This window comes from Polynucleobacter necessarius (assembly GCF_900095195.1).
In the GTDB taxonomy this organism is placed as follows: Bacteria; Pseudomonadota; Gammaproteobacteria; order Burkholderiales; family Burkholderiaceae; genus Polynucleobacter; species Polynucleobacter necessarius_G.
On record NZ_LT606950.1, the window covers coordinates 1153588 to 1176916 of the forward strand.

21 protein-coding genes, 1 tRNA gene and 2 pseudogenes are annotated in these 23329 nt (G+C 47.1%); 7 read left to right on the forward strand and 17 right to left on the reverse strand.

The features are described 5' to 3' along the window. Positions 1-35: 35 nt before the first annotated feature. From BQ1619_RS08730 to rpsU, 10 genes are all read right to left on the reverse strand, one after another. Positions 36-200 carry a hypothetical protein gene (locus tag BQ1619_RS08730; RefSeq protein WP_162784553.1) on the reverse strand — a complete coding sequence of 55 codons (165 nt, stop codon included), beginning with the start codon at positions 198-200 and terminating at the stop codon, positions 36-38. Continuing rightward, positions 157-483 carry a deoxyribodipyrimidine photo-lyase gene (locus BQ1619_RS10725; RefSeq protein WP_114662942.1) on the reverse strand — a complete coding sequence of 109 codons (327 nt, stop codon included), beginning with the start codon at positions 481-483 and terminating at the stop codon, positions 157-159. Before BQ1619_RS10725 ends, BQ1619_RS08730 begins: the two co-directional genes overlap by 44 nt. Continuing rightward, positions 483-767: a hypothetical protein gene (locus BQ1619_RS10005; protein WP_231968571.1), complete on the reverse strand. Its 285-nt coding sequence runs from the start codon at positions 765-767 to the stop codon at positions 483-485. Before BQ1619_RS10005 ends, BQ1619_RS10725 begins: the two co-directional genes overlap by 1 nt. Beyond that, entirely contained in the window at positions 758-1219 is a 462-nt protein-coding gene (locus tag BQ1619_RS10010; RefSeq protein WP_231968572.1) for a hypothetical protein, read from the reverse strand. Before BQ1619_RS10010 ends, BQ1619_RS10005 begins: the two co-directional genes overlap by 10 nt. Continuing rightward, the gene (locus BQ1619_RS10015) at positions 1219-1710 is read right to left on the reverse strand and encodes a 3'-5' exonuclease (protein WP_231968573.1); all 492 of its coding nucleotides are present in this window, start codon (positions 1708-1710) and stop codon (positions 1219-1221) included. Before BQ1619_RS10015 ends, BQ1619_RS10010 begins: the two co-directional genes overlap by 1 nt. A gap of 365 nt (positions 1711-2075) precedes the next feature. Next, positions 2076-2152, reverse strand: a tRNA-Ile gene (locus BQ1619_RS06535). Positions 2153-2165: 13 nt separating this feature from the next. Continuing rightward, complete coding sequence (rpoD, locus tag BQ1619_RS06540) at positions 2166-4802, reverse strand: RNA polymerase sigma factor RpoD (RefSeq protein WP_114662944.1); 2637 nt, start codon at positions 4800-4802, stop codon at positions 2166-2168. A 236-nt stretch (positions 4803-5038) separates the two neighbouring features. Next, the gene (dnaG, locus tag BQ1619_RS06545; RefSeq protein WP_114662946.1) at positions 5039-6979 is read right to left on the reverse strand and encodes a DNA primase; all 1941 of its coding nucleotides are present in this window, start codon (positions 6977-6979) and stop codon (positions 5039-5041) included. Between the two features lie 27 nt (positions 6980-7006). After that, a complete protein-coding gene (locus BQ1619_RS06550; protein ID WP_114662948.1) occupies positions 7007-7453 on the reverse strand; it encodes a GatB/YqeY domain-containing protein in 447 nt (148 codons plus the stop codon). A gap of 117 nt (positions 7454-7570) precedes the next feature. After that, positions 7571-7783, reverse strand: coding sequence for a 30S ribosomal protein S21 (gene rpsU, locus BQ1619_RS06555; RefSeq protein WP_011903537.1), 213 nt, complete (start codon positions 7781-7783; stop codon positions 7571-7573). A gap of 76 nt (positions 7784-7859) precedes the next feature. Here rpsU and tsaD point away from each other — a divergent pair, with 76 nt between their 5' ends. Further along, the gene (gene tsaD / locus BQ1619_RS06560) at positions 7860-8933 is read left to right on the forward strand and encodes a tRNA (adenosine(37)-N6)-threonylcarbamoyltransferase complex transferase subunit TsaD (protein ID WP_114662950.1); all 1074 of its coding nucleotides are present in this window, start codon (positions 7860-7862) and stop codon (positions 8931-8933) included. A 27-nt stretch (positions 8934-8960) separates the two neighbouring features. Here tsaD and BQ1619_RS10020 read toward each other — a convergent pair. After that, positions 8961-9610: pseudogene (locus tag BQ1619_RS10020) on the reverse strand (GTP cyclohydrolase, FolE2/MptA family). Between BQ1619_RS10020 and BQ1619_RS10030 the strand changes: the two are divergent. Beyond that, on the forward strand, positions 9559-9735 hold the full coding sequence (locus BQ1619_RS10030; RefSeq protein WP_231968574.1) for a GTP cyclohydrolase, FolE2/MptA family: 177 nt from the start codon (positions 9559-9561) through the stop codon (positions 9733-9735). The pseudogene BQ1619_RS10020 and the gene BQ1619_RS10030 overlap by 52 nt on opposite strands. Before the next feature lie 62 nt (positions 9736-9797). Here BQ1619_RS10030 and dxs read toward each other — a convergent pair whose 3' ends face one another. The 3 genes from dxs to xseB are packed head-to-tail and all read right to left on the reverse strand — an operon-like array spanning position 9798 to position 12858. Next, positions 9798-11699, reverse strand: coding sequence for a 1-deoxy-D-xylulose-5-phosphate synthase (dxs, locus tag BQ1619_RS06575; RefSeq protein WP_114663563.1), 1902 nt, complete (start codon positions 11697-11699; stop codon positions 9798-9800). A gap of 16 nt (positions 11700-11715) precedes the next feature. Beyond that, positions 11716-12612: a polyprenyl synthetase family protein gene (locus BQ1619_RS06580; protein WP_114662952.1), complete on the reverse strand. Its 897-nt coding sequence runs from the start codon at positions 12610-12612 to the stop codon at positions 11716-11718. A 12-nt stretch (positions 12613-12624) separates the two neighbouring features. Further along, positions 12625-12858, reverse strand: a complete 234-nt coding sequence (xseB, locus tag BQ1619_RS06585) for an exodeoxyribonuclease VII small subunit (protein ID WP_114662954.1) — start codon at positions 12856-12858, stop codon at positions 12625-12627. A gap of 164 nt (positions 12859-13022) precedes the next feature. On the opposite strand from xseB, the pseudogene BQ1619_RS06590 reads away from it, so the two are divergent. Both BQ1619_RS06590 and BQ1619_RS06595 read left to right on the forward strand, forming a co-directional pair. Next, a pseudogene (locus tag BQ1619_RS06590) lies at positions 13023-14128 on the forward strand (aromatic ring-hydroxylating oxygenase subunit alpha). A gap of 48 nt (positions 14129-14176) precedes the next feature. Next, entirely contained in the window at positions 14177-15007 is an 831-nt protein-coding gene (locus tag BQ1619_RS06595) for a sulfurtransferase (RefSeq protein ID WP_114662956.1), read from the forward strand. Between the two features lie 29 nt (positions 15008-15036). Here BQ1619_RS06595 and BQ1619_RS06600 read toward each other — a convergent pair whose 3' ends face one another. After that, positions 15037-15810: a ZIP family metal transporter gene (locus BQ1619_RS06600; protein ID WP_114662958.1), complete on the reverse strand. Its 774-nt coding sequence runs from the start codon at positions 15808-15810 to the stop codon at positions 15037-15039. 39 nt (positions 15811-15849) lie between these two features. Then, positions 15850-18675 carry a DNA polymerase I gene (gene polA / locus BQ1619_RS06605; RefSeq protein ID WP_114662960.1) on the reverse strand — a complete coding sequence of 942 codons (2826 nt, stop codon included), beginning with the start codon at positions 18673-18675 and terminating at the stop codon, positions 15850-15852. A gap of 81 nt (positions 18676-18756) precedes the next feature. On the opposite strand from polA, the gene BQ1619_RS06610 reads away from it, so the two are divergent. The 3 genes from BQ1619_RS06610 (at position 18757) to BQ1619_RS06620 (ending at position 20933) form a co-directional block, all read left to right on the forward strand. After that, positions 18757-19047: a hypothetical protein gene (locus tag BQ1619_RS06610; RefSeq protein ID WP_231968575.1), complete on the forward strand. Its 291-nt coding sequence runs from the start codon at positions 18757-18759 to the stop codon at positions 19045-19047. Positions 19048-19185: 138 nt separating this feature from the next. Continuing rightward, positions 19186-20163, forward strand: coding sequence for a homoserine kinase (locus tag BQ1619_RS06615; RefSeq protein ID WP_114662962.1), 978 nt, complete (start codon positions 19186-19188; stop codon positions 20161-20163). Next, the gene (locus tag BQ1619_RS06620) at positions 20160-20933 is read left to right on the forward strand and encodes a BPSS1780 family membrane protein (protein WP_114662965.1); all 774 of its coding nucleotides are present in this window, start codon (positions 20160-20162) and stop codon (positions 20931-20933) included. Before BQ1619_RS06615 ends, BQ1619_RS06620 begins: the two co-directional genes overlap by 4 nt. A gap of 23 nt (positions 20934-20956) precedes the next feature. Here BQ1619_RS06620 and BQ1619_RS06625 read toward each other — a convergent pair whose 3' ends face one another. After that, a complete protein-coding gene (locus tag BQ1619_RS06625) occupies positions 20957-23320 on the reverse strand; it encodes a UvrD-helicase domain-containing protein (RefSeq protein ID WP_114663565.1) in 2364 nt (787 codons plus the stop codon). Positions 23321-23329: the final 9 nt, after the last annotated feature.

The window sequence follows — 23329 nt, forward strand, 5'->3', positions numbered from 1 at the left end:
GCTGGTTTTGCAAATTTCAGCCGATGTCTTTCAACCTACTGCCGAAACTGTGTGTATATATTTGGCATATTCTTCAAATCAAAAGGAAGATCGTGAGGATCCAACATGCTGGATTGCCAGAGATTGAGCACTTCAAATCCTGCTGCACCTAATTTTTTAATTTGCTCGACTTCTTCGGGGGCCTCTATTTGCTCGCACAAACTGCGGTCGAAGTTTTTCGAAGATTTCTAGAACATCCCCTTTAAATTCAACTAGCTCAGATCCCAATGCCTGAATCTGCGACCTCAAATCCTCAATCGATTCTTGCAAAAAGTTTCTTCGGTGCCGACTTACCCTCTCAAATCCCCACTGAGTTTTAGCCCCCAAGGCACTTTCGTGAATATAGATTGGCAATAACGATCCAGCATGCTGACAAGCCAACACCAATGCTGGATTATCTTCAATACGAAGATCATTTCTAAACCAATAAATGGCAGGAGTCATTAATTGTTAATTTCTGCGGAATTGATTATTGATTTACCATGGATTGGTATTACGCCCCTTTTATGTGATCCAGCTAGAGCTTGTCGCAGAATCTTATAAATATCAAAATCGAATTCCGCATCTCCAGACTCAGACAGCTCATAAAGTTCATCCTCATTAATGGCTGTTCCAAGATAACACCATTGATCCACAACAATCATCTCTCCGCCCTCTCTAATTGCGATCTGGCCTGAATATGGCCAAACCTGAACTTTAAAGAACTCTAGAGCAGTTTTTAATTGCAAGTTATGAAAGCTATCGGGGTTTGATTGATGCATGCGCCACCGCATTGCTTGACTTGGTATCCAAAGCAAGGTTTACCAATCACCCTCTTTTCAAACCCCAGAAGAGCCTCGCACAGATGATATTTCTTTGCAATTGCTTTTAAATATCGATGGGCCTCTCGCTTGCTATAAAAGAGTCCGTATAAGTTATCTTGCAGTCCAGGGGCCAATTGGTGATGCGTCACCAATGTAGGGACCAACACTTTAGCGTCACCCTCAACCAGACTCCAACCACAAAGATCCTTAGACCTTCGTAATTTAATATTCATACTGGGCATGCGCTCCTTAATCAGCCTAGACTCTAGTATCAGAGCACCCAATTCTCCACTAGTTTCAATCCAATCAATATCACGCACTTGCATAGAGAGCTTCATCTCTTTACGTTGAGTTAATGCCCCTTGAAAATGACCCATCACTCTACTACGCAAAGAAATGCTCTTACCGATATAAAGGGGGTTTTATTTTCTCCATAAAAAATGTAGCAACCAGGGCCATCGGGGATCGAATCAATGAGTTCTTTGTCAATATTTGGCGGCAAACTGGGATTTCCAACAAGGTGATCAATCGCCTCTACCAATCTCTTTTTTCCAAATTTTTCTGCGCAAACCTGCCAAAACTGATACAACAGGTCTGCGTCTCCAAGCGCTCGATGACGCGCATTGACCTGAAGTTTGTGCGCTTGAATAATGGTATCGAGATTATGGCAAGACTGCTCTGGAAAAAGCATTCTTGAAAGCTTTACAGTGCACAGCACCTTGGGCTTGAAATCAATGCCGATCCTTCTAAAGGAGGCCTTAATAAAGCCATAGTCAAATCGAGCATTATGGGCAACGAAGATTTTGCCCTCTAACTCACGTTTCAAATCTTCCGCAATCTCTTCAAAACTGGGCTGACGATCCACCATTTGAGGCGTGATGCCGGTAAGTCGTTAAATATTTTTCGGAATAAAGGTTTGCGGGTTAATTAGGCGTTCCCATGTATGAATTCCATTTTTTGAAAGCGTTTTTATGCCAATCTCAGTGATGCGATCACGATCAAAGTGAGAGCCCGTAGTTTCGATATCTACGAAAGCCAAATCAGAATATGGGGTGTTTTCCACAGAATTACGAAGTTTTATATGGGACGCCTAGAGATGAATCCCAATATTGACACAAGCAAAATAACTTTGCACATTCAATGGCTATTTAGGAGCTAAAACATTTAAGCTATAAATGTGTGAGGTACTCTAAAGACAAAACCCCCACCATTACTGATGAGGGTTTGTGCTTCTGGTGGGCCCACCAGGACTTGAACCTGGGACCAAAGGATTATGAGTCCTCTGCTCTAACCAACTGAGCTATAGGCCCGTTAGTCTTTGGTTCAACCTTCCTCAAGGAAGGTCTTGAGTTTATCGCTACGGCTTGGATGACGCATCTTGCGAAGAGCCTTCGCTTCAATCTGACGAATACGCTCACGAGTAACATCAAACTGTTTACCAACTTCTTCAAGAGTGTGGTCTGTGCTCATCTCAACACCGAAGCGCATCCGCAATACTTTTGCCTCGCGTGGCGTCAATGAATCCAAAACATCCTTCACCACATCGCGCATAGAGTCGTGCAATGCCGCTTCTGCTGGGGCCAAGGTGTTGCCATCCTCAATAAAGTCACCCAAATGGGAATCTTCATCATCGCCAATTGGCGTTTCCATAGAAATCGGCTCTTTCGCAATTTTCATGATCTTGCGAATCTTATCCTCAGGAATCTCCATCTTCAGCGCCAAGGTTGCAGCATCTGGCTCATGACCAGTTTCTTGCAGAATCTGACGGCTGATACGGTTCATCTTGTTGATGGTCTCAATCATGTGAACGGGGATGCGGATCGTACGTGCCTGATCAGCAATCGAGCGGGTAATTGCCTGACGGATCCACCATGTTGCATAGGTAGAGAACTTGTAACCACGACGGTATTCAAACTTATCTACCGCTTTCATCAAGCCGATATTGCCCTCTTGAATTAAGTCCAAGAACTGCAAACCACGATTGGTGTATTTCTTTGCAATCGAAATCACCAAGCGCAAGTTGGCTACGGTCATCTCACGCTTTGTTTCACGAGCCCGCTTCTCACCCGCAATCATTTGCTTGTTTACTTCTTTTAATTCCGGGAGCGGAATCACGACATTCTTTTGAAGATCAATTAATTTCTGTTGTAGCTCTTGAATTGCAGGTACATTGCGTTGCAAGAGAGCACTGTAAGGCTTGCTCTCTTTTAGCAACTTATCAGTCCACTCTAAATTCATGGACATCTTTGGGAAGTCTTTTAATACTTCATCACGATTCACGCCAACCTTATCCACTAACAAGCTAACAATGCCACGCTCTAGTTTCCATACTTGGTCTACTTGTGCGCGCATGGTGTCGCACAACTTCTCAACACTCTTCACAGTTAAGCGGAAACCGAGTAATTCAGCGCGAATGGCATTTTGTGCCTTGATGTAGGCGGGACTGTTATAACCATCCTTGTCAAAAGCGCGACGCATCTTATCAGCTTGGGTTCGTACGATGGCGAACTTTTGCAATGAGATTTGTTTCAACTCTTCAAGCTGTTTAGCATTTGCTGTTGCAGCGCCACCGCCGCCTTCGTCATCAGCCTTATCTTCGCCTTCATCGGCATCTTGGTCGATCTCTGGCTCATCGGGCCCAAGCTTGATGTCTTCCGCATTAGGATCGACAAGGCCATCAACAAATTGGTCGATCTCCAGCTCACCAGCAGCAATCTTGTCAACGTTACTGAGGATTTCCGCAATTGTTACTGGGCAAGCAGACAATGCCATCACCATATCTTTGAGGCCAGCCTCAATCTTCTTGGCAATAACGATTTCACCTTCACGCGTTAACAAATCAACAGTACCCATTTCGCGCATGTACATACGCACAGGGTCAGTAGTACGACCGAATTCAGAATCCACTGTTGAAAGAGCTGTTTCAGCCTCTTCCTCCGCTTCCTCTTCAGAAACTGCGGCTGCCGTGTTGTCTGACAAGATTAATGTTTCTGCGTCAGGAGCCTGTTCGTAAACCGTAATACCAATATCGTTTAACAAGCTAATCAGTGTTTCCAATGCATCAGCATCAGAAAGCTCATCTGACATCACGTCATTCATTTCGCCATGAGTCAGGTAACCCTTGGACATACCCATCTTGATCAATGTCTTCAGACGAGCACGACGCAATTCTTGTTGCTCTTCAGTACCCAACTGCTGAGCTGCGAACTCCTTTAAGAGCGCTTTTTCTTTCGCCTTACGCTCGCGAGCTTTTTGACGATCTGTTAATACCGGTTCAGGAGCATCTGCTGGGGCATCATCTGCCTTAGCTTTACGACCACGTTTTTTCTCTTCTTCAGGCGCCGCAACTACTTCTGCGACTTTACCTTTTTTGCCCTTTAAGTCTTTTGCGTCTTCAACCTTTACAGCAACCGCTTTGCCTTTTTTTACTGGCTCCACTTTTACTTCAGCTTTGGTGGCTTTCGCTGGCTTAGCCAACTCCTTAGCAACAACCTTTCCTTTTGGCGCAGGCTTCACAACTGCTTTGACAGTCTTAGCTGGAACTTTAGCTACTGCCTTTGCCTTTTGTACTAGCTTTGCAGTCACCTTAACGGATTTAGATGGTGTCTTTGCCTTTGGCGCTGGCTTTGCAGGAGCCTTGGCAACCACTTTTGTCTTTGGCGCAGGTTTGGCTGGTGCTTTCGCTTTTGTCACCGGCTTTGCAGGGGCCTTAGTTCTTGCAATAGGTTTGGCTGGAGCTTTAGCAACAGGCTTTGTCTTAGAAACCGGTTTTGCAGGCGCTTTTGCTTTTGCCTTAGCGACTGGCTTCGCAGGAGCTTTGGTTTTTGCAGCAGGCTTTGCAGGAGCTTTGGTTTTTGCAGCAGGCTTTGCAGGAGCTTTGGTTTTTGCAGCAGGCTTTGCAGGAGCCTTGGCAACGGTTTTTACTTTTGGAGCTGGTTTTTTGGTCTTGGAATTCGGCATTTATTAGCACTTACTCACATTACTGTTGTTGAACAGGACTGATCTGATTAAGCACAGCCCCGCAATTTACTTACCCTCTTACCCTGAATTTCAAGAAAATCAAGCGCAAGTGACTGAATTAATTCGTTTTTTTCTTGGGAAAAGAGGATTATAGTCGATTGCGACTTTTTAAGCCCCCAATTACCTAAAAATATGGGGTAATTTCAGCCGATTTCCAGGGATGTTTCAGTAAATTCTTAAGAGAATTTGAGTTTTTCGCCCAGTTCCCGATAGCGGGCTTTGTCTTGCTCAGTTACCGTGCTGCCCCCAATCTTTTGAGCAATTTCCGTCATTTCCTGTTTCAAGTTGGCAATCTCCAGCTTTTTAAATGCACCCTCTAGATCAGCCATTGCCACATCAAGATCCAGATCGGATCCCAAAATACGCTTTCGCAATACTTCATACATTGAAGCAAGATCACTGCGAGACAGTTGATCCTGGAATAACGCAAAAGCGCCAGCACCTACCGTTTCGGAATTGCTGTTGGCATCAGCAGACAATTCCACCTGATCACATTGCGCAAGCAAATCTTTCATCAAGGTAAGCGCATTAGCTGATCTCTGCTCTGCTGCCTTGAGCGCTAGGTTACGACGATGGCTGTCGAGCGCTTTACCTAAATGTGGAAACTGGATGAGCACTCGTAATAATTGTTCTGCTAAATCCATTGGCGCTTTTGGAGGCTCAATGTTTTGAGTTGCAACACGTTTGGCGGCCTGCCATGGCGCACCTTGTCTGTTACTAGTGTTGGCATGCGCTGTCTGTGCATTCATACCACTTTGCGATTTGACGGCTTTTGCTTGATAAGCCGCTTGAGGCGCAGGCACAACGGTTAAACCGCAAAATGCCTCAAGCTCTGCTGGTGTAGTGTTTGTGCGAATAGCGAGTTCACGAAGTATCTGGGTGCGTAGGGCAATCGGCGGCATCGACAGCAATAACGGCTTTGCGGCGTGATGGGTGTGGGCCCTGCCTTCTGGGGTGGTGAGGTCATGTCTATCGCTAGCCACTTTGAAGAAAAAACTCGAGATCGACATAGCCTCTTGAATAACTTTTTCAAAGGCTGTCTCGCCATACGCTCTGACATAACTATCGGGATCGTGTTCGGCAGGTAGGAATAAGAACCGAATTTCTTTATCGTCTGACATGAGCGGTAAGCATGCTTCAAGCGTACGTTGCGCAGCGCGCTGTCCCGCAGAGTCGCCATCAAATGAAAAAACGACCTTATCGGTTTGGCGCAAGAGCATGCGTACGTGGTTCGCAGTGCAAGCGGTGCCCAAAGTTGCTACTGCGTTTGGGAATCCCAATTGCGCCAGTGCAACCACATCCATGTAGCCCTCACAAACTAAGACATACTCTTTTGCACGAATCGCTTGGCGTGCCTCAAACAAACCGTAGAGAGTATTGCCTTTTGAAAAAAGCGGAGTCTCTGGAGAATTCAGATACTTTGGCTCACCTTGGTCTAAGATGCGACCCCCGAAGCCAATCGTTTGTCCCTTTGGATTACAAATCGGGAACATAATGCGATCTCGGAAACGGTCATAACGTTTCGCAGGAGCACCTTCAGCCTGCTCACCCTGAATCACCAGACCGCCTTCCACTAAGGCTTTCACCGCTTCGTCATTGGTATATGGCCCAAATACGGCCTCTAGACCCTGCCAGCCATCGGGGGCGTAACCAAGCGCGTAGCGTTTCGCAATCTCGCCAGTAAGGCCGCGCCCCTTTAAGTAACCAATTGCGCGCAGACTGTTTTTCAGTTGTTGGCGATACCAATCAGCTGCAGAACTCATCACTTCACTCAAAGCCATCGTCTGCTGTTTCTTGGCAATGTCATTAGCATTGCGCTCTTCACGCGGCACATCTAAACCAGCAGACTGCGCTAGCTCCTCAATTGCATCAACATAACCCAACCCGGAATATTCCATCAAAAAACTGATAGCCGATCCATGCGCGCCACATCCAAAGCAGTGATAGAACTGCTTGGTTGGCGAAACTGAAAATGACGGGGATTTTTCAGAATGAAAAGGGCACAAACCTTGATAGTTTGCACCTGCTTTTTTTAACTTTACGTGTTGCCCAACCACATCAACGATGTCAACCCGATTTAACAGATCGGCGATAAAGGATTGTGGGATGAGCGCCATAAAGCTAAGAGTATGCGAGGAGTTCTCTTATTTTGCGAGGGCAGCTTTTACCAAGCCGGATACCTTACCCATATCCGCCTTACCAACCAACTGACCCTTGAGAACACCAATCACTTTACCCATGCCTTGTGGGCCAGCTGCGCCAGTGGATGTCACCGCAGCTGCTACGGCAGCTTGTATTTCCGCATCTGACATTTGCGCCGGCATATACGCTTGCAAGATCACCATCTCGGCAGATTCCACAGCAACGAGATCATCGCGCCCAGCTTTTTTAAATTGGGAAATGGAATCTTTACGCTGCTTAATCATTTTTTCTATGGTGGAAATGATGGCAGCATCATCGATTACAATGCGATCATCCACTTCACGCTGTTTGATGGCAGCCAACAAAAGACGGATTGTGCCAAGTCGTGCAGTCTCTTTTGCACGCATAGCAGATTTCATATCTTCGGTAATTTGATCTTTCAGACTCATGGTGTGATCCTAGTTTTCTGATGTTGAATGTAGTCTAGCGACTAAAAAGCAAAAACCCGCTGCGTATCACCGTCAGCGGGTTTCAAAGCTTCTTCGGTGAAGAGAGCTTTAAATTTTTTAGTAAAGCTTCTTTGGCAACATTTGGCTGCGGATACGCTTATAGTGGCGCTTAGCTGCAGCAGCCTTTTTGCGCTTACGCTCAGCCGTTGGCTTCTCGTAAAACTCGCGGGCACGCAAGTCTGTCAAAAGACCATTTTTCTCAATGGTGCGCTTGAAACGGCGCAAAGCCACTTCAAATGGTTCGTTTTCGCGGAGGCGGACTGTAGTCATACTTATTTAACTCGTATATGCTCGATAGATATCGAAAAATTAACTGAATTGTAATTCTAGCACGACCAAGAAAAAAATGATTGTCTTAGGCATAGAAACCTCCTGTGACGAAACTGGGGTGGCTTTATACAACACAGCCCCCTGGGAAGCAGGAAAACCGGCATTTCAGGGTATTTTGGGCCAAGGGCTGCACTCTCAGATCGCCATGCACCGGGATTATGGCGGGGTGGTGCCCGAACTCGCTTCCAGAGACCATATTCGTCGCGTTTTACCCCTTTTGGACCAGTCTTTAGCCCAATCTGGCCTGAAATTGGCCAATATTGACGCGGTTGCCTTCACACAAGGACCTGGCTTGGCTGGAGCCCTCTTAGTCGGCAGTGCGTTTGCCAAATCTTTAGCCCAGGGTCTCAATTTACCCTCCATTGGGGTGCACCACCTTGAGGGGCACCTGTTATCCCCCCTGTTGGGTCAAACTGCGCCCCAATTTCCCTTTATCGCCCCCCTTGTGTCTGGTGGTCATACTCAGCTCATGAAAGTATCTGGCATTGGCCAATATGAACTATTGGGCGAGAGTTTGGATGATGCGGCGGGAGAGGCATTTGATAAAACCGCCAAATTACTCGGGTTGGATTATCCCGGTGGTGCCGCAATTTCTAAATTAGCCGAGCAGGGTAGATCGGGAGTATTTGATTTGCCAAGACCGATGCTTCATTCAGGCGATTTGGATTTTTCGTTTTCAGGATTGAAAACTGCGGTGCTGAATCAAGTAAAGAAATTTGAAGGATTAAACATTTCCGATCCTCAAGCGGTTGCTCAATTTCATGCAGATCTAGCACGAAGTTTTGTCGATGCAATTATTGCCGTCTTAGTTAGTAAGTCAGAAAAAGCGCTGAAGCAAACTGGCTGCAAACATCTGGTGCTTGCGGGTGGCGTTGGCGCAAATACGCAATTGCGTACCGCACTAAACGCCAGCGCTTTGCACAATCGCTTTGAGGTTCATTACCCACCCCTAGATCTGTGCACAGACAATGGCGTGATGATTGCCTTTGCTGGAGCACTACGCTTGTTAGCTAAAAATAATGGCGCCACGACTTCTGGCGCCTTCGACATTAAACCCCGCTGGGATTTGCAAAGTAATAATCTGATTTAGAGCTGATTAATGCCCTATTTTTGGTGGCTAATACGCGCAAATGCATGTGATTGCGAATAGATTCGAAGTTCTCCGCCTCGACCACAAAAACTGAATACGCTGATCTGCCTTGAGGTTGCCAGCGACGTCACGGACTAAATCCTCTACAAACTTTGGATTACTGTAGGAGTGCTCGGTAACCCATTTCTCATCCGGCCGATTGAGTAAACCCCAGAGTTCGCTAGAAGCTTCGCTCTCTGCTGCGGCAACTAAATCTTCTACGGTCATTTGCGTTTTGGAATCTAACGTGACAGTCATGGTGACATGTGAGCGTTGGTTGTGAGCGCCAAACTCAGAAATCTCTTTTGAGCAAAGGCAAAGACTCATTACTGGCACTTGCGCTCGCAAACCCAACTCTACTTCGGCACCACCGGAAGCATTTTGTTTGACATGCGCCATCCAAGTTACTTCGTAATCCATCAAACTTTCCACGCCTGAAACAGGGGCTGCTTTTTAACGAAGTGGGTATAGGTGAATTGAACATGACCTTCCTTAGCATCTAACAAAGGAAGCATTTCTTTTGCTAAGGCAACTACCGTGGCGCTATCAACCGCCTGATCTTGTTTTTGCAGGAGCGCCATGAAACGTGACATGTGCGTGCCCTTCACATGTGCAGTCCACCTTGGATGAGCGCGCATTGCCTATTGAGCAAGTCGGTATTCGTGGTGTGCGTCATCCGTTAATTATTCGTAGCGCAACCGGTAACTTTCCATCGGTCGGTACATTTGAGATGGATGTCGCCCTACCTGCACATCTGGCATAGCGCTTGCTTTGAGAAAGGCGGGGTTCATGTCATTCATAGCTCTATTTTCAAGCAAAACGATCTTATTTGCCTGAAATTACCGAATTTGCCATCAATACTGCCGGAAAACGCTTCTTAATCGAGTTGGTAATACCTTCGACATCCAGGCCACACTTGGTCATTAGTAATTGATAGTCGCCATGTTCAATGAATTCATCTGGAAGACCTAACTGCAGTAATGGCTTATAAATGCCCAATGATGAGAAGGCTTCAAGACAGGCGCTTCCGGCGCCACCAGCAATTGCACCATCTTCAATCGTCACAAAATAATCGTGCGTTTCCGCCAATGATTTAATGAGATCAACATCCAGCGGTTTTACAAAACGCATATTTGCAACTGTCACATCCACTCCCTCAGCAGCTTCTAATGCAGCGTATAACAAAGTACCGAACGCTAGAATTGCGACACGCTGTCCAGCAGGCGCGTTCGACTTGCGACGAATTTCCCCTTTACCTAACGGTAAAGTGCGCAACTCTGTGGATGGGGTAGCGCCTACACCAGAGCCGCGCGGATAACGAACGGCCGTTGGATGCGGTTGGTGAAATGCAGTAGTCAATAAATCTCGGCATTCCGCCTCATCCGCTGGCGTCATCACCAACATATTGGGAATACAACGCAAGAATGGAATATCGTATGCGCCCGCATGCGTTGCTCCGTCCGCACCCACTAAACCCGCGCGGTCGAGCGCAAACAAAACCGGTAAATCTTGCAGAGCCACATCATGAATCAATTGATCGTAAGCGCGCTGCAAGAATGTGGAATAGATCGCTACTACCGGCTTCATGCCCTCACACGCCATACCTGCCGCAAAGGTCACCGCATGCTGCTCAGCAATGCCAACGTCGTAATAGCGTTTCGGGAAATTTTTTTCAAACTCCACTAAGCCAGATCCCTCGCGCATTGCTGGAGTAATGCCAATGAGCATTGGATCAGCATGCGCCATGTCACAAAGCCATTCACCAAAAACTTGGGTGAAGGTTTTCTTGCTCGCCGCCGCTTTTTTCACACCCTCCTCTGGGTTGAATTTGCTGGGCCCGTGATACAACACAGGATCCGCTTCTGCTAACTCATATCCCTGCCCTTTTTTGGTTACAACATGCAAAAACTGCGGGCCGCGACCCTCTAATGCTAAGCGACGCACATTCTGTAACATTGGAATTAAGGCATCAAGATCATGGCCATCAATTGGGCCAAAGTAATTAAATCCAAACTCTTGGAAGATCGTGGAAGGTGACACCATGCCCTTAGCGTGATCCTCTAGACGCTTTGCAAACTCACGTAAGGGTGGTGCAATCGATAGTACGCTATCAATCCCTTTTTTAGTCGCTGAATAAATATTGCCGCTCAATAATCTCGCTAGATGTCGATTCAGCGCGCCCACCGCAGGAGAAATGGACATATCGTTGTCGTTCAAAATCACCACCAACGGTAGATCGTCATAGACGCCTGCATTGTTCATTGCCTCAAAGGCCATACCACCCGTCATCGCACTATCACCAATCACTGCGATCGCTACTTGTCGCTCACCCTTTGTCTGAAACGCGCGAGCCATACCCATCGCCGCAGAAATACTCGTCGATGAATGTCCTGTTCCAAAAGCATCAAATTCACTTTCCGCACGCTGAGGAAAGCCTGATAAACCTTTGAACTGTCGCAGAGTACTCATGCGCTCACGTCGACCAGTCAATATTTTATGAGGATAGCTTTGGTGTCCAACATCCCAAACAATACGATCTCGTGGTGTGTCAAAGACATAATGCAAGGCAATGGAGAGCTCTACCGTTCCCAAATTTGGGGATAAATGACCACCCGTTTTGGAGACAGAATCCAAAACAAATTCGCGCAACTCATCCGCAAGAGCAGGTAGCTCTTCGCGCGATAGTTTTTTGAGATCCTTAGGAGAGTGAACAGAAAGTAAAGTCATTGCATCTAAATTTGTGTCATTTACCTCGATTGACAACCAACAGGGCCAATTCTTTTAAGGCTTGTGCTTTTTCACCAAATCCATCAAGACTGCCAATGGCGGTTTCTTGCAACTCTTTTGCTTGTTTCTGCGCATAGTCTAACCCCAACAGGGTGACATAGGTTGGCTTGTTCGCGGCGGCATCTTTGCCTGCTGTTTTTCCAAGGGTTTGGCTATCGACCGTCGCATCCAATATGTCATCCACAATCTGAAATGCCAGGCCTAGTGCTGTGGAGTATTGATGCAATTGCAACATTTGAGTTGCATTGAGATTGGCGACAATTCCTCCAAGCTCTGCCGCGCGCGATAGCAAAGCACCGGTCTTCATCGCATGCATTTGCTGTAACCCAGCCAGATCCATTTTTTTGCCAACACTATATAGGTCGATCGCCTGGCCACCCGCCATACCTCGAGATCCTGAGGCTGATGCCAATGCACGAATCATGCGCAGTCGACTATTTGCATCACAGTCGGCATTCGCCAGCATTTCAAAAGCACGTGTTTGCAATGCATCGCCAACCAATAATGCAGTCGCCTCATCAAATGCTTTATGTACTGTTGGCCTACCACGACGAAAATCATCATCATCCATACAAGGAAGATCGTCGTGCACCAAGGAGTACGCATGAATGCATTCAATGGCGACCGCTGCACTATCAAATGCCTGGAAATGTTGATGGTTATTGCCTAAATGACCGGCTGCATAGACCAGTAATGGGCGTATGCGTTTGCCGCCACCTTGCGCTGCATAACGCATCGCTTCATGTAAACGGCTTGGTGTAGTTTGCGCAGAATCGAGTAACCGATCCAATGCTAGCTCGGTACGCTCAGAATGCTCAGAGAGCCAATCTTGAAAATGAAATACTGCACTCAAAATAATCCTTGATTAAGCCTCAAACACGCGTACTTGCTGCTCTACTTGTGCAAGAACGCCCTGACAATGTTTGAGCAAGGCTGCGCCGCGTTGATACGCCAATAAGGTTTCTTCCAAGGAAAATTTGCCAAACTCCATATCGGAAATGAGCTTTTCTAACTCTTTGACTGCTTGCTCATAACGAAGGTCTGGGTCGATCTGGACCTCAAGGCCATTTTTTTGACTCTCTGACTTTTTGGCTGGCATAAGCAATTCCTCGGTATTTCTCGCTCGAATAGCCCTACATATTAAAGCGAGAACCCCTTTTGGTGGGTACAACCCCCCCTTTTTTCTCCTTTCCAATATCGATCCGTCGATGGTTGGATTGGTTATTCCGCTTGGCTTCGGCTAACTTTTCGGGGGTGGGGAGAATGACTAATCTGGCTACCGCGCAGAAGCTTGCGCCGTCCAATCTACAACCGCCGGTTTCGGCATATTTTGACGTTGATTTGTATCAACGAGAAATTGAACTGCTTTTCAAGCAGGGGCCCGGCTATGTCGGTCATGAACTGATGGTGCCCGAAGTTGGCTCCTATCAAACGTTAAGCGCAGAAAATGAAGGTCGCATTTTAGTTCGCAACCAGTCGGGTGTCGAACTGCTTTCTAATGTCTGCCGTCACCGCCAAGCACTCATGCTCAATGGCAAAGGCAAGGCAGAGAACATTGTTTGCCCGTTACATCGTTGGACCCATGACTTGGGCGGTAATTTACTAGGAGCACCACACTTTGAAGATAAGCCCTGCTTAAATCCTGGCAAGTCTCCATTGCAAAATTGGCAGGGCTTGTTATTCGAGGGGCCGCGCGATGTTCGCGCTGATCTAGCGAAATTGGGCGTTGCTGATGACCTTCAATTTGATGGCTATGTTTTGGATCACGTTGAAGTGCATGATTGCAATTACAACTGGAAGACGTTTATCGAAGTCTATCTCGAGGACTACCACGTTGTGCCATTTCATCCAGGTCTAGGCAGATTTGTTTCCTGCGAAGATTTGCAGTGGGAATTTGGTGAATGGCATAGCGTACAAACAGTTGGTATTCACAAAGATCTCAAAACCCCAGGATCACCAACCTATCGCCACTGGCACGAAGCAGTCTTGCGCCAGTTTGACGGGCAAGCCCAGCGCCACGGCACTATTTGGCTCACCTACTACCCCAATGTGATGGTGGAGTGGTACCCAAGTGTATTGTGCGTCTCTACCTTGCATCCTCTGGGCGTCAACAAAATCGCAATATTGTGGAGTTTTACTACCCTGAAGAAATCGCTCTATTTGAACGCGAGTTTGTTGGGGCTGAACGCGCCGCCTACATGGAAACTTGCATTGAGGATGATGAGATCGCCGAGTGCATGGATCAAGAAAGAGCGGCGCTACTTGCCATAGGCGTCAATGAAGTTGGGCCATATCAGAGTCCGATGGAAGACGGCATGCAACATTTTCATGAATGGTACCGACGCGTCATGAACTTTCAGGGCGAATAATCTAGATTCGATATTGCGTTCTTATTCGCCACTAAAAAAGGAAGTGTTATGACTCCTCTAATTACCGCAAACCAGCTAGAAGAAATCTTCAACAGTGGCGAAGAGGTGTTGCTTTGTGATTGCCGCTTTGATTTAGTGGATCCACTTGCTGGCAAAAAGGCTTACGAAGAGAGTCATATTCCAGGTGCCATCTATGTCGACCTTGATCATGATTTATCTGGCCAAAAAAACGGTCGTAATGGTCGCCACCCCCTTCCCTCACCCGAAGACTGGGCGCAGACAAAAACACGCTTAGGCATCACACCCAACACACTGGTTGTTGCCTACGATAAACAAGGCTCCGTCTATGCCAGTCGCTTATGGTGGATGCTAAAAGCCACAGGCCACGCCAAGGTCCAAGTATTAGATGGAGGCCTTGATTCTTGGAATGGTCCAATGGGTACAGTGCTGCGCTTACCTAATCCCGCAGCAAAAGGCATTGAGCCTAGACCTTATGCAGGTCTTGTTTTAGTGGATGAGGTGGTGGGTAACTTACAAACCCAGAAATACACCATCATGGATGCTCGCGCCAATGATCGATTTCATGGCCAAAATGAAACACTCGATCCCGTAGGCGGCCATATCCCCGGCGCTCTCAATCGCTTTTTTAAAGACAATCTTTCGGCAACCGCATTCAAGTCCGCAGAACAACTCTTTCATGATTTTGTTGAACTATTAGGTCCCATCAAACCATCTGAGGTCATTCATCAATGCGGATCCAGTGTAACTGCTTGTCACAATCTTTTAGCAATGGAATTAGCTGGCCTTAAAGGCTCTCGACTCTATGCTGGCAGTTGGAGTGAATGGTGTTCAGACACCAGTAGGCCTATCGAAGCGTAACACCCAAAGAAGGATGCCTTACTTAAGGCTTAATGCAGCAGAGAAAGCAGGATCACAAATCCTACGCCGCAGGCAACCAATACCGTTTGACGCAGGGATTCCGCCCAATGTGGACGGCGGTGCATTTGTGGTATCAGATCACTCACTGCAATATAAATAAAACCACTCGAAGCAATCACTAGCAAATATGGCATGGCTGCGTGCGCTTTCTCGAGAAAGAAATACGCCAAGACTCCGCCAACTACCGCCGCCAATCCACAAATCAAGCTGTATAGCAATGCTCTAGCACGTGAAAAACCTGCATTGAGCAAGACGATGAAATCACCGATTTCTTGCGGAATCTCATGCGTAATGATGGCAATCGCGGTAAAGATGCCTACGTGATAGTCCGCCATAAAAGCTGCTGCAATCAATATGCCATCCACAAAATTGTGAATGCCATCACCCACCAAAATCATCCAACCACTACGCCCCGCATTTTCTGCATCATGCCCATGGTGATGGTGGTGGCCATCTCCTTCATGATGATGGTCATGACGCAACAGTGCTATTTTTTCCAGCAGAAAAAATCCAAGTAAACCCGCTAACAAAGTAGCAAATAGCAACTGGGGATTCGCACCAGGAATATTGAAAGCTTCTGGTAATGAGTGCAATAGGGCCGTTGCTAGCAGAATGCCTACCGACAAGCTGACCATGTTATTTACCATCTTGGACAACATCGCCAATGAACAACTGGCGGCCACCAACACACTAGCAGTACCTGCTAGTGCTGTAACCAAGAGAATGCTTTGTAATACTGACATTAATTAATTTCCGACTTCAGAACCAAAAGGAACGTTACTTTAGTGCGCCTCTTCCCAATTATCGCCAATCCCGACACTGACAACTAATGGCACCTTTAATTGCGCTACATTGCACATCAAATCCGGTAACTTTGCTTGCACAAGCACGATCTCATCGAGCGGCACATCCAATACCAACTCATCGTGGACTTGCAATAAGAGCTTGGTTTTTAATTGCTCCCGCTCAAGCCAACCCTCTACGGCAATCATAGCCAACTTAATCAGATCCGCTGCAGCACCTTGCATGGGCGCATTAATGGCAGCACGCTCCGCACCCTGTCGACGCGGGCCATTGGACCCCTTAATTTCAGGCAACCAAAGACGTCGACCAAACACCGTTTCGACATAGCCATTTTCTCTGGCCTCTAAGCGTATGCGCTCCATATATTGCGCCACACCGGGATAGCGATCAAAGTACTTTGCAATGTAGTTTTGCGCTGCTGAGCGCTCAATTCCCAAATTGCTCGCCAAGCCAAATACACTCATTCCATAAATTATGCCAAAGTTAATGACCTTGGCACAACGTCGCTGCTCAGAATTAACCTCACCCAATGGAATGCCAAAGATTTCCGCAGTTGTCGCTTGGTGTACATCTTTGCCTTCTCTGAACGCAGCCAAGAGATTTTCATCTTCGGCAATGTGCGCCATGATGCGTAATTCAATTTGTGAGTAGTCCGCTGACAATAACTTACAACCCTCAGCAGGAATAAATGCCTCACGAATACGACGCCCCTCTTCAGTACGGACGGGAATATTTTGTAAGTTTGGATCACTGGAGGCCAATCTTCCTGTAACGGCTGTCGCTTGGGAGAAGTTCGTATGTACGCGCCCGGTTCTGGGATCAGCCATACGAGGTAACTTCTCAATATAGGTCGACATTAGCTTGGCCAAGCTACGGTAGTCCAAAATCCGCGCTGGCAATGGATAATCCTCAGCCAACTTTTGCAAAACTTCTTCATCGGTTGATGGCGCACCCGATGGTGTTTTCTTAATCACTGGTAATTCTTGCTGCACAAACAGAATTTCGGCAATCTGCTTGGGTGACTGAATATTGAATGGCTGCCCAGCGAGCTGATGAATCTCGCCCTCCAACTCTAACAACCGTTTACCGACTTGCTGACCCTGTTGACCCAATAACGCCGAGTTGATTCGAATGCCGTTGCGTTCCATGATCCCCAGAACGCGCATGGCGGACATTTCGATCGTTTCATATACATAGCGCAGCCCAGGACTTTCCTGAATCTGTGGCCATAGCTCTAAATGAAGGCGCAAAGTAATGTCTGCATCCTCTGCTGCATAGTCTGTAGCAATCTTCAGATCCACCTGATCAAAGCCAATTTGATGAGCGCCTTTGCCGCAGACCTCTTCATAACGAATGGTCTTCATCCCCAAGTGGCGTTCAGCCAAACTGTCCATATTGTGCGAGAGATGCGACTCCAATACATAAGACTCCAGCAATGTATCGAATGCAACTCCACCAAATGTGATTCCATAATTAGCAAAGATATGAATGTCATACTTCAGGTTTTGACCCACCTTGAGATGCTTTTCACTTTCTAACCAGGGTCTTAATTTTTCAAGAACGACTTCGCGACGCAGCTGTTCTTCTCCATTGCGATGCGCAACAGGAATGTAACAAGCCTCTCCCGGCTTGACCGATAACGAAATACCAACCAACTCAGCCGCTAACGCATCAAGACTGGTTGTTTCGGTATCGACCGCAGTTAATTGGGCGCTTTCAATTTTTTTCAACCAACGATCTAAAGCAGCTTCATCCGTGATGCACTCATAGTGACGCTCAATCGCATCCTGCAACTTGCTCATCTCTTGAGATAGCGCTTTAGTCGGCGCACTTGCAACACTGCGCTTTTTATCGGCCCCAGACCCATCCAAATCCATAGTGGCGGGACTACTTACGAGGTCAAAATCAGGAGCCGCGGAAACAGTAGCATCTGAATTTGACAGCTGTTTTTCAACGTCGCGCAACCAAGTCTTAAATGCATAGCGCTCAAACAACTCTCTGAGAAGCGCCGTATCTTCAGACTTTGCATGCAAATCATCGAGGCCAGGTAAATGAGGCGATAAGTCGCAATCCGTTTTTACAGTAATGAGTTGACGGGCTTGTGGCAACCAATTAATTAAGGCGCGCAGATTTTCACCGACCACACCTTTTACTTGATCAGCATTAGCAATTAAGTTATCAAGATTGCCGAATTCAGCCAACCATTTATTTGCTGTCTTAGGCCCCGCTTTTGGAACTCCAGGAACATTGTCTACTGCGTCACCGATGATTGATAGGTAATCGACAATCAACTCTGGAGGCACGCCAAACTTTTCTTTGACGCCCTCAATGTCTAACTTCTCATTTGTCATCGTATTAATTAACGTGACAGACGAATTTACTAACTGAGCTAAATCTTTATCTCCAGTAGAAATGATGGTTTCCCAACCCGCTTGGGTTGCTTGAGATGCTAAGGTACCAATCACATCATCCGCCTCGACACCCGAAACCATTAACACTGGCCAACCCAATGCTTTGACCATGGCATGAATGGGCTCGATTTGCTTGACTAAATCCTCCGGCATTGGGGAGCGATGCGCCTTGTAATCGGAGTACATTTCATCGCGGAAGGTCTTGCCCTTGGCATCGAAAACACAGGCAATATGGTCGGCCTTGAGCTCGGACCGAGCCCGGCGCATCATATTAACCATGCCATAAATAGCCCCAGTGGGCTCTCCAGCCCCATTTCTGAGGTCTGGCATGGCGTGGAAGGCGCGATACAGGTAACTTGAGCCGTCCACCAACAAGAGTCTATATTTAGTCATACCGCAATCGTACAATCTAGTTAATAACTGCCTACAGGACTGGTTAAAAGAACCGCCCGAGAGTAGGCCAAAAAAGGTAAAATGATGCATGCTCTAACGAACTTAATCAGCCATACCTTCAGCCAAAGCCTTGCTTTTATGAGCGTTTTGATGATTTTTAGCGTATTTGGCACCACTTCGGCCATGGCTCAGAATACCAGCCAAGCGCTCAGCCAATCCGAACTGAACCGAATCAATAATCAACCGCTCTCTCCAACGGTAACCCCCGCCGGTGTAGTCGAAGGCCCCCAGTCACGTAAACCTAGCTTTCAACATAAAGAAGTCACTGGAACTGAGGTGACCGAATACAAAGACGCTAATAGCCCGACCTAAGTACAAGTCAAAACAAAATACACCACCTACGAAATGTCGCCACCGGATTCAGTTATGCCTGGTCCACCCTCTGGCGAAGGTTCTATGATTAGCGTTCCAAGTATTAGCATCCCTATTCAATAACATCATTGCAACTGTATGGCCGTATTCACGCCGATTGAACTGAGTGATATCGCAGAATGGATTTCACAAGATTTCAAGATTGGTGAAGCCACAGCTATTCGCGGCATCCATGGCGGCATCGAAAATTCCAATTTCTTTTTAGATACTTTGCAAGGTGGAACGAAACAGGAGTACGTTCTCACGATATTTGAACGGCTCTCTGCAGAACAGTTGCCCTACTACCTCGAGTTGATGCGCCACTTAGCAAATAAGGGAATCCCTGTTCCAAAACCGATTGAAAACCATCGTGGTGAAATTCTGTTTTTACTGAAGGGCAAACCTGCTGCAATCGTGACTAAACTTCCAGGCCTATCACGTATGCAGCCTGAGGCAAACCACTGCGCTATGGTTGGTGCCATGTTAGCCAAAATGCATTTAGCAGGTGGTGATTTTCAAAAGTCTCAAGAAAATCTGCGTAGCCTTGGTTGGTGGCAAAAAACAATTCCGCTGGTACTACCGCATTTAGATGCCACACAAAAAGATTTGCTCACGCATGAACTTGCTACGCAGGAAACCTTCTTTGCATCCAGAAACTATGATCTACTGCCACAAGGTGCAAGTCATTGCGATCTCTTTCGCGATAATGTTCTTTTTGATCCAAAAAATAATTCAGATACCAGCAATGATCAACTTGGTGGCTTCTTTGATTTCTACTTCGCTGGTACAGTAAAATGGCTATTTGATCTCGCAGTCACCGCAAACGATTGGTGTCTCGCTGAAAATAAACAAGATCTCGATCCTGGGCGACTGAATGCCCTGATGACTGCCTATCAATCTGTGCGCCTCTTGACCAAAGAGGAGCAAGTAAGTTGGCAGTTGATGCTGCGCGCTGCCGCACTGCGTTTCTGGGTATCCCGCTTATGGGACTTTTACCTGCCACGTGACGCAGAAATGCTAACCCCGCATGACCCAACCCATTTTGAACGTATTCTGCTTAGTCGACGTTGCTTATGAAACTCAACTCAGTCGCCCCAAAAGAAGGCTACACCTGGATTAGACAAGGCATTTGGCTCTTCAAGCAAAACCCCATCGGTTTTTTGATGTTGGTATTTATGTATGTTTTTGTAGCCCAACTTGCAGTCATCATTCCAGTCACCGGCGTCTTTGCAGCACTTCTCTTAACCCCAACCCTATCGGTTGGCTTCTTGACGGCATGTCGCCAGGCCATCCAAAAAGAACGTATTCGACCGCTGGTGTATTTAATAGCCCTGCAATCTGGCGAGGTGATTCGCAAACGGATGTTGCAATTGGGTCTGGTCTACGCAGCACTCATTTTGTTGCTCAGCTTTATTCTGAGCCTACTAGTAGATTTTGAAACACTGCTCCCACTGATGACGAATGATAAAGCTATCACACCAGAAGCGCTGCGCCAAGTTTACTTAGTACTTTTTTTTGGGGCAATTCTTTATATCCCCGTTGCCATGTTGATGTGGTTCTCACCCATTCTGGTTGCTTGGGCGGATATGTCTATTCCACAAGCACTCTTCTCAAGTTGGGTAGCCTGCTGGACTAATAAAGCTGCATTCTTTTATTACCTCGTCATCTGGAGCGCGATACTGATAGCCATTCCATTAACAATCGGTATGCTGTTTGATGCACTCAATTTTGGCCAAGCTGCTTCGTTCATTATTGCCCCCATTTCCATGGCGGGGCTAACCATCATGCATTGCTCTTTTTATGCCACTTGGAAGGCTTGCTTTACAGAAGACGAAATTATTCTGTAAGCCTTGCTACCCTGCTGCACCGCTCAATCAATCGCTGCAAGCTTTGCGATACTCAGCTGTAACCACTTCACTCCGTGACGCTTAAAGTTCACTTGCGCACGAGCATCCGCATCCACTCCTTCTAGCCTCGTAACACGACCCTCGCCAAACTTGGTGTGAAATACATTTTGACCGATTTTGAATGGGTAATCACCCCGCGGTGGCGAAGCCAATCGCTTAACTTCCATCGAGGCCGAACCTACCCGCTTCGCTGACCTTGGTCGCTCACTGCCAGAATCAAAAAAATCGTTTGACTCGCACTCCCGTTGACGCGTGTAGCCATCTTGCCAAGTTGAGTTAGCCCTTGAGCTGCCACCCCAACGCGCATCTTTTACTTTCGGGGTTAACCATTTCAATGAATCAGATGGCAACTCTTCTAAGAAACGTGATGGCATGTTGTAGCGCACTTGACCATGCAACATACGCGATTGTGTATGGGATAAATACAGGCGCTCTTTGGCGCGTGTGATTGCCACATACATCAAGCGCCGCTCTTCCTCAAGACCATTGTGCTCATTGATACTATTTTCATGAGGAAACAGCCCCTCTTCGAGACCAGTAATAAATACCGAGGTGAACTCCAAGCCTTTGGCTGAGTGCACCGTCATCAATTGCACAGCGTCTTGTCCCGCTTGTGCTTGATTGTCTCCCGCCTCTAACGAAGCATGCGCCAAGAAAGCAGCCAACGGGGAAATCTCCACCACTCCTGGACCGCCCTCATTTGGCAACATAGCGGCTACGGCATCTTGACCATAGCCATCCTCGGCAATGAAAGCGGTGGCTGCATTGATTAATTCTTGCAAGTTCTCTACGCGATCTTGCCCTTCACGCTCAGATAAGTAATGCTGAATCAATCCGCTGTGTTGAATCACGAATTCGACCGTCTCAGGAAGAGTATTGTGACGCGTTGCTTCACGCATGTGGTCCACTAGACGAATAAAGCCCCCGAGCGCTGCACCAGCTTTTCCCTCCAAAGACGACGCAGCGGTATAGAGAGAGCATTGCTGAATTCGAGCGGCATCTTGCAATGCCTCAATGGATCTTGCGCCTATACCGCGCGTTGGGAAATTGACAACACGAGAAAATGAGGTGTCATCGTTTGGATTTTCAAGCAAGCGAAGATATGCCAAAGCATGCTTAATTTCAGCGCGTTCGAAGAATCGCAAACCCCCATAAACACGATACGGAATGCCTGCGGAGAATAATGCGTGTTCAATAATGCGTGACTGAGCATTACTGCGATAGAGCAGTGCCACCTCAGTCTTTTTGATACCGCTATTAATGAGCGCTTTTATTTCATCTACCAGCCAAGCAGCCTCAGCATGATCACTAGGCGCCTCATAAATCCGAACTGGCTCCCCATGTCCGGCATCGGTTCGTAAATTTTTTCCAAGCCGCCCTGAATTATTCGCAATAAGGTGATTAGCGGTATCCAGAATATATCCGTGCGAACGATAGTTTCGCTCTAGTTTGACTAAGAGTGGATGAAATTGCTTTTCATAAAGACGCATGTTTTTGACATCTGCGCCACGAAATGCATAGATACTTTGGTCATCGTCGCCTACTGCAAACACTGAACTACTGCCCATACCACTCACATTGACTTTGCTTGCATCATGTCCAGAAAGCAGCTTAAGCCAAGCGTATTGCAAGGCATTGGTATCCTGGAACTCATCAATCAGGATGTGACGAAAGCGTTCTTGATAATGCATACGAATAGGTTCGCTATGTTTGAGTAATTCGTAGCTACGCAGCAAAAGTTCTGCAAAATCTATTACGCCCTCACGCTGACATTGTTCATCGTAAGCTGCGTAGAGCTGTGCCAGCTTTGCCTGAAAGTCATCACCGACTGATAAATCTTTAGCGCGCTGACCACGCTCTTTGGCATGGGCAATGAAATACTGTAATTGCTTGGGCGGATACTTTTCATCATCGACTTTCAGTCCTTTTAAAAGTCGCTTTATGACGGACAACTGATCTTGGGTATCCAAGATCTGAAAGGTCGATGGCAAGCCCGCCTCTTTATGGTGAGCGAGCAACAGTCGGTTACAAAGACCATGGAATGTTCCAATCCACATTCCCCGAGTGTTAATCGGCAACATAGCACTCAAGCGCACCATCATCTCTTTGGCGGCTTTATTGGTAAAGGTCACTGCTAAGACGCCGATTGGCGATACCTGACCAGTTTGGATCAGCCAAGCAATACGGGTTGTTAAAACACGGGTCTTACCACTACCAGCACCAGCCAAGATTAAGGCGGATTGGGCGTGGCCATTGGCAGCAACAGGCGGGAGGGTTACTGCCTCGCGCTGTTCGGGATTAAGGTTCGCGAGCAAGTCTGAGTACACCACCCCAAT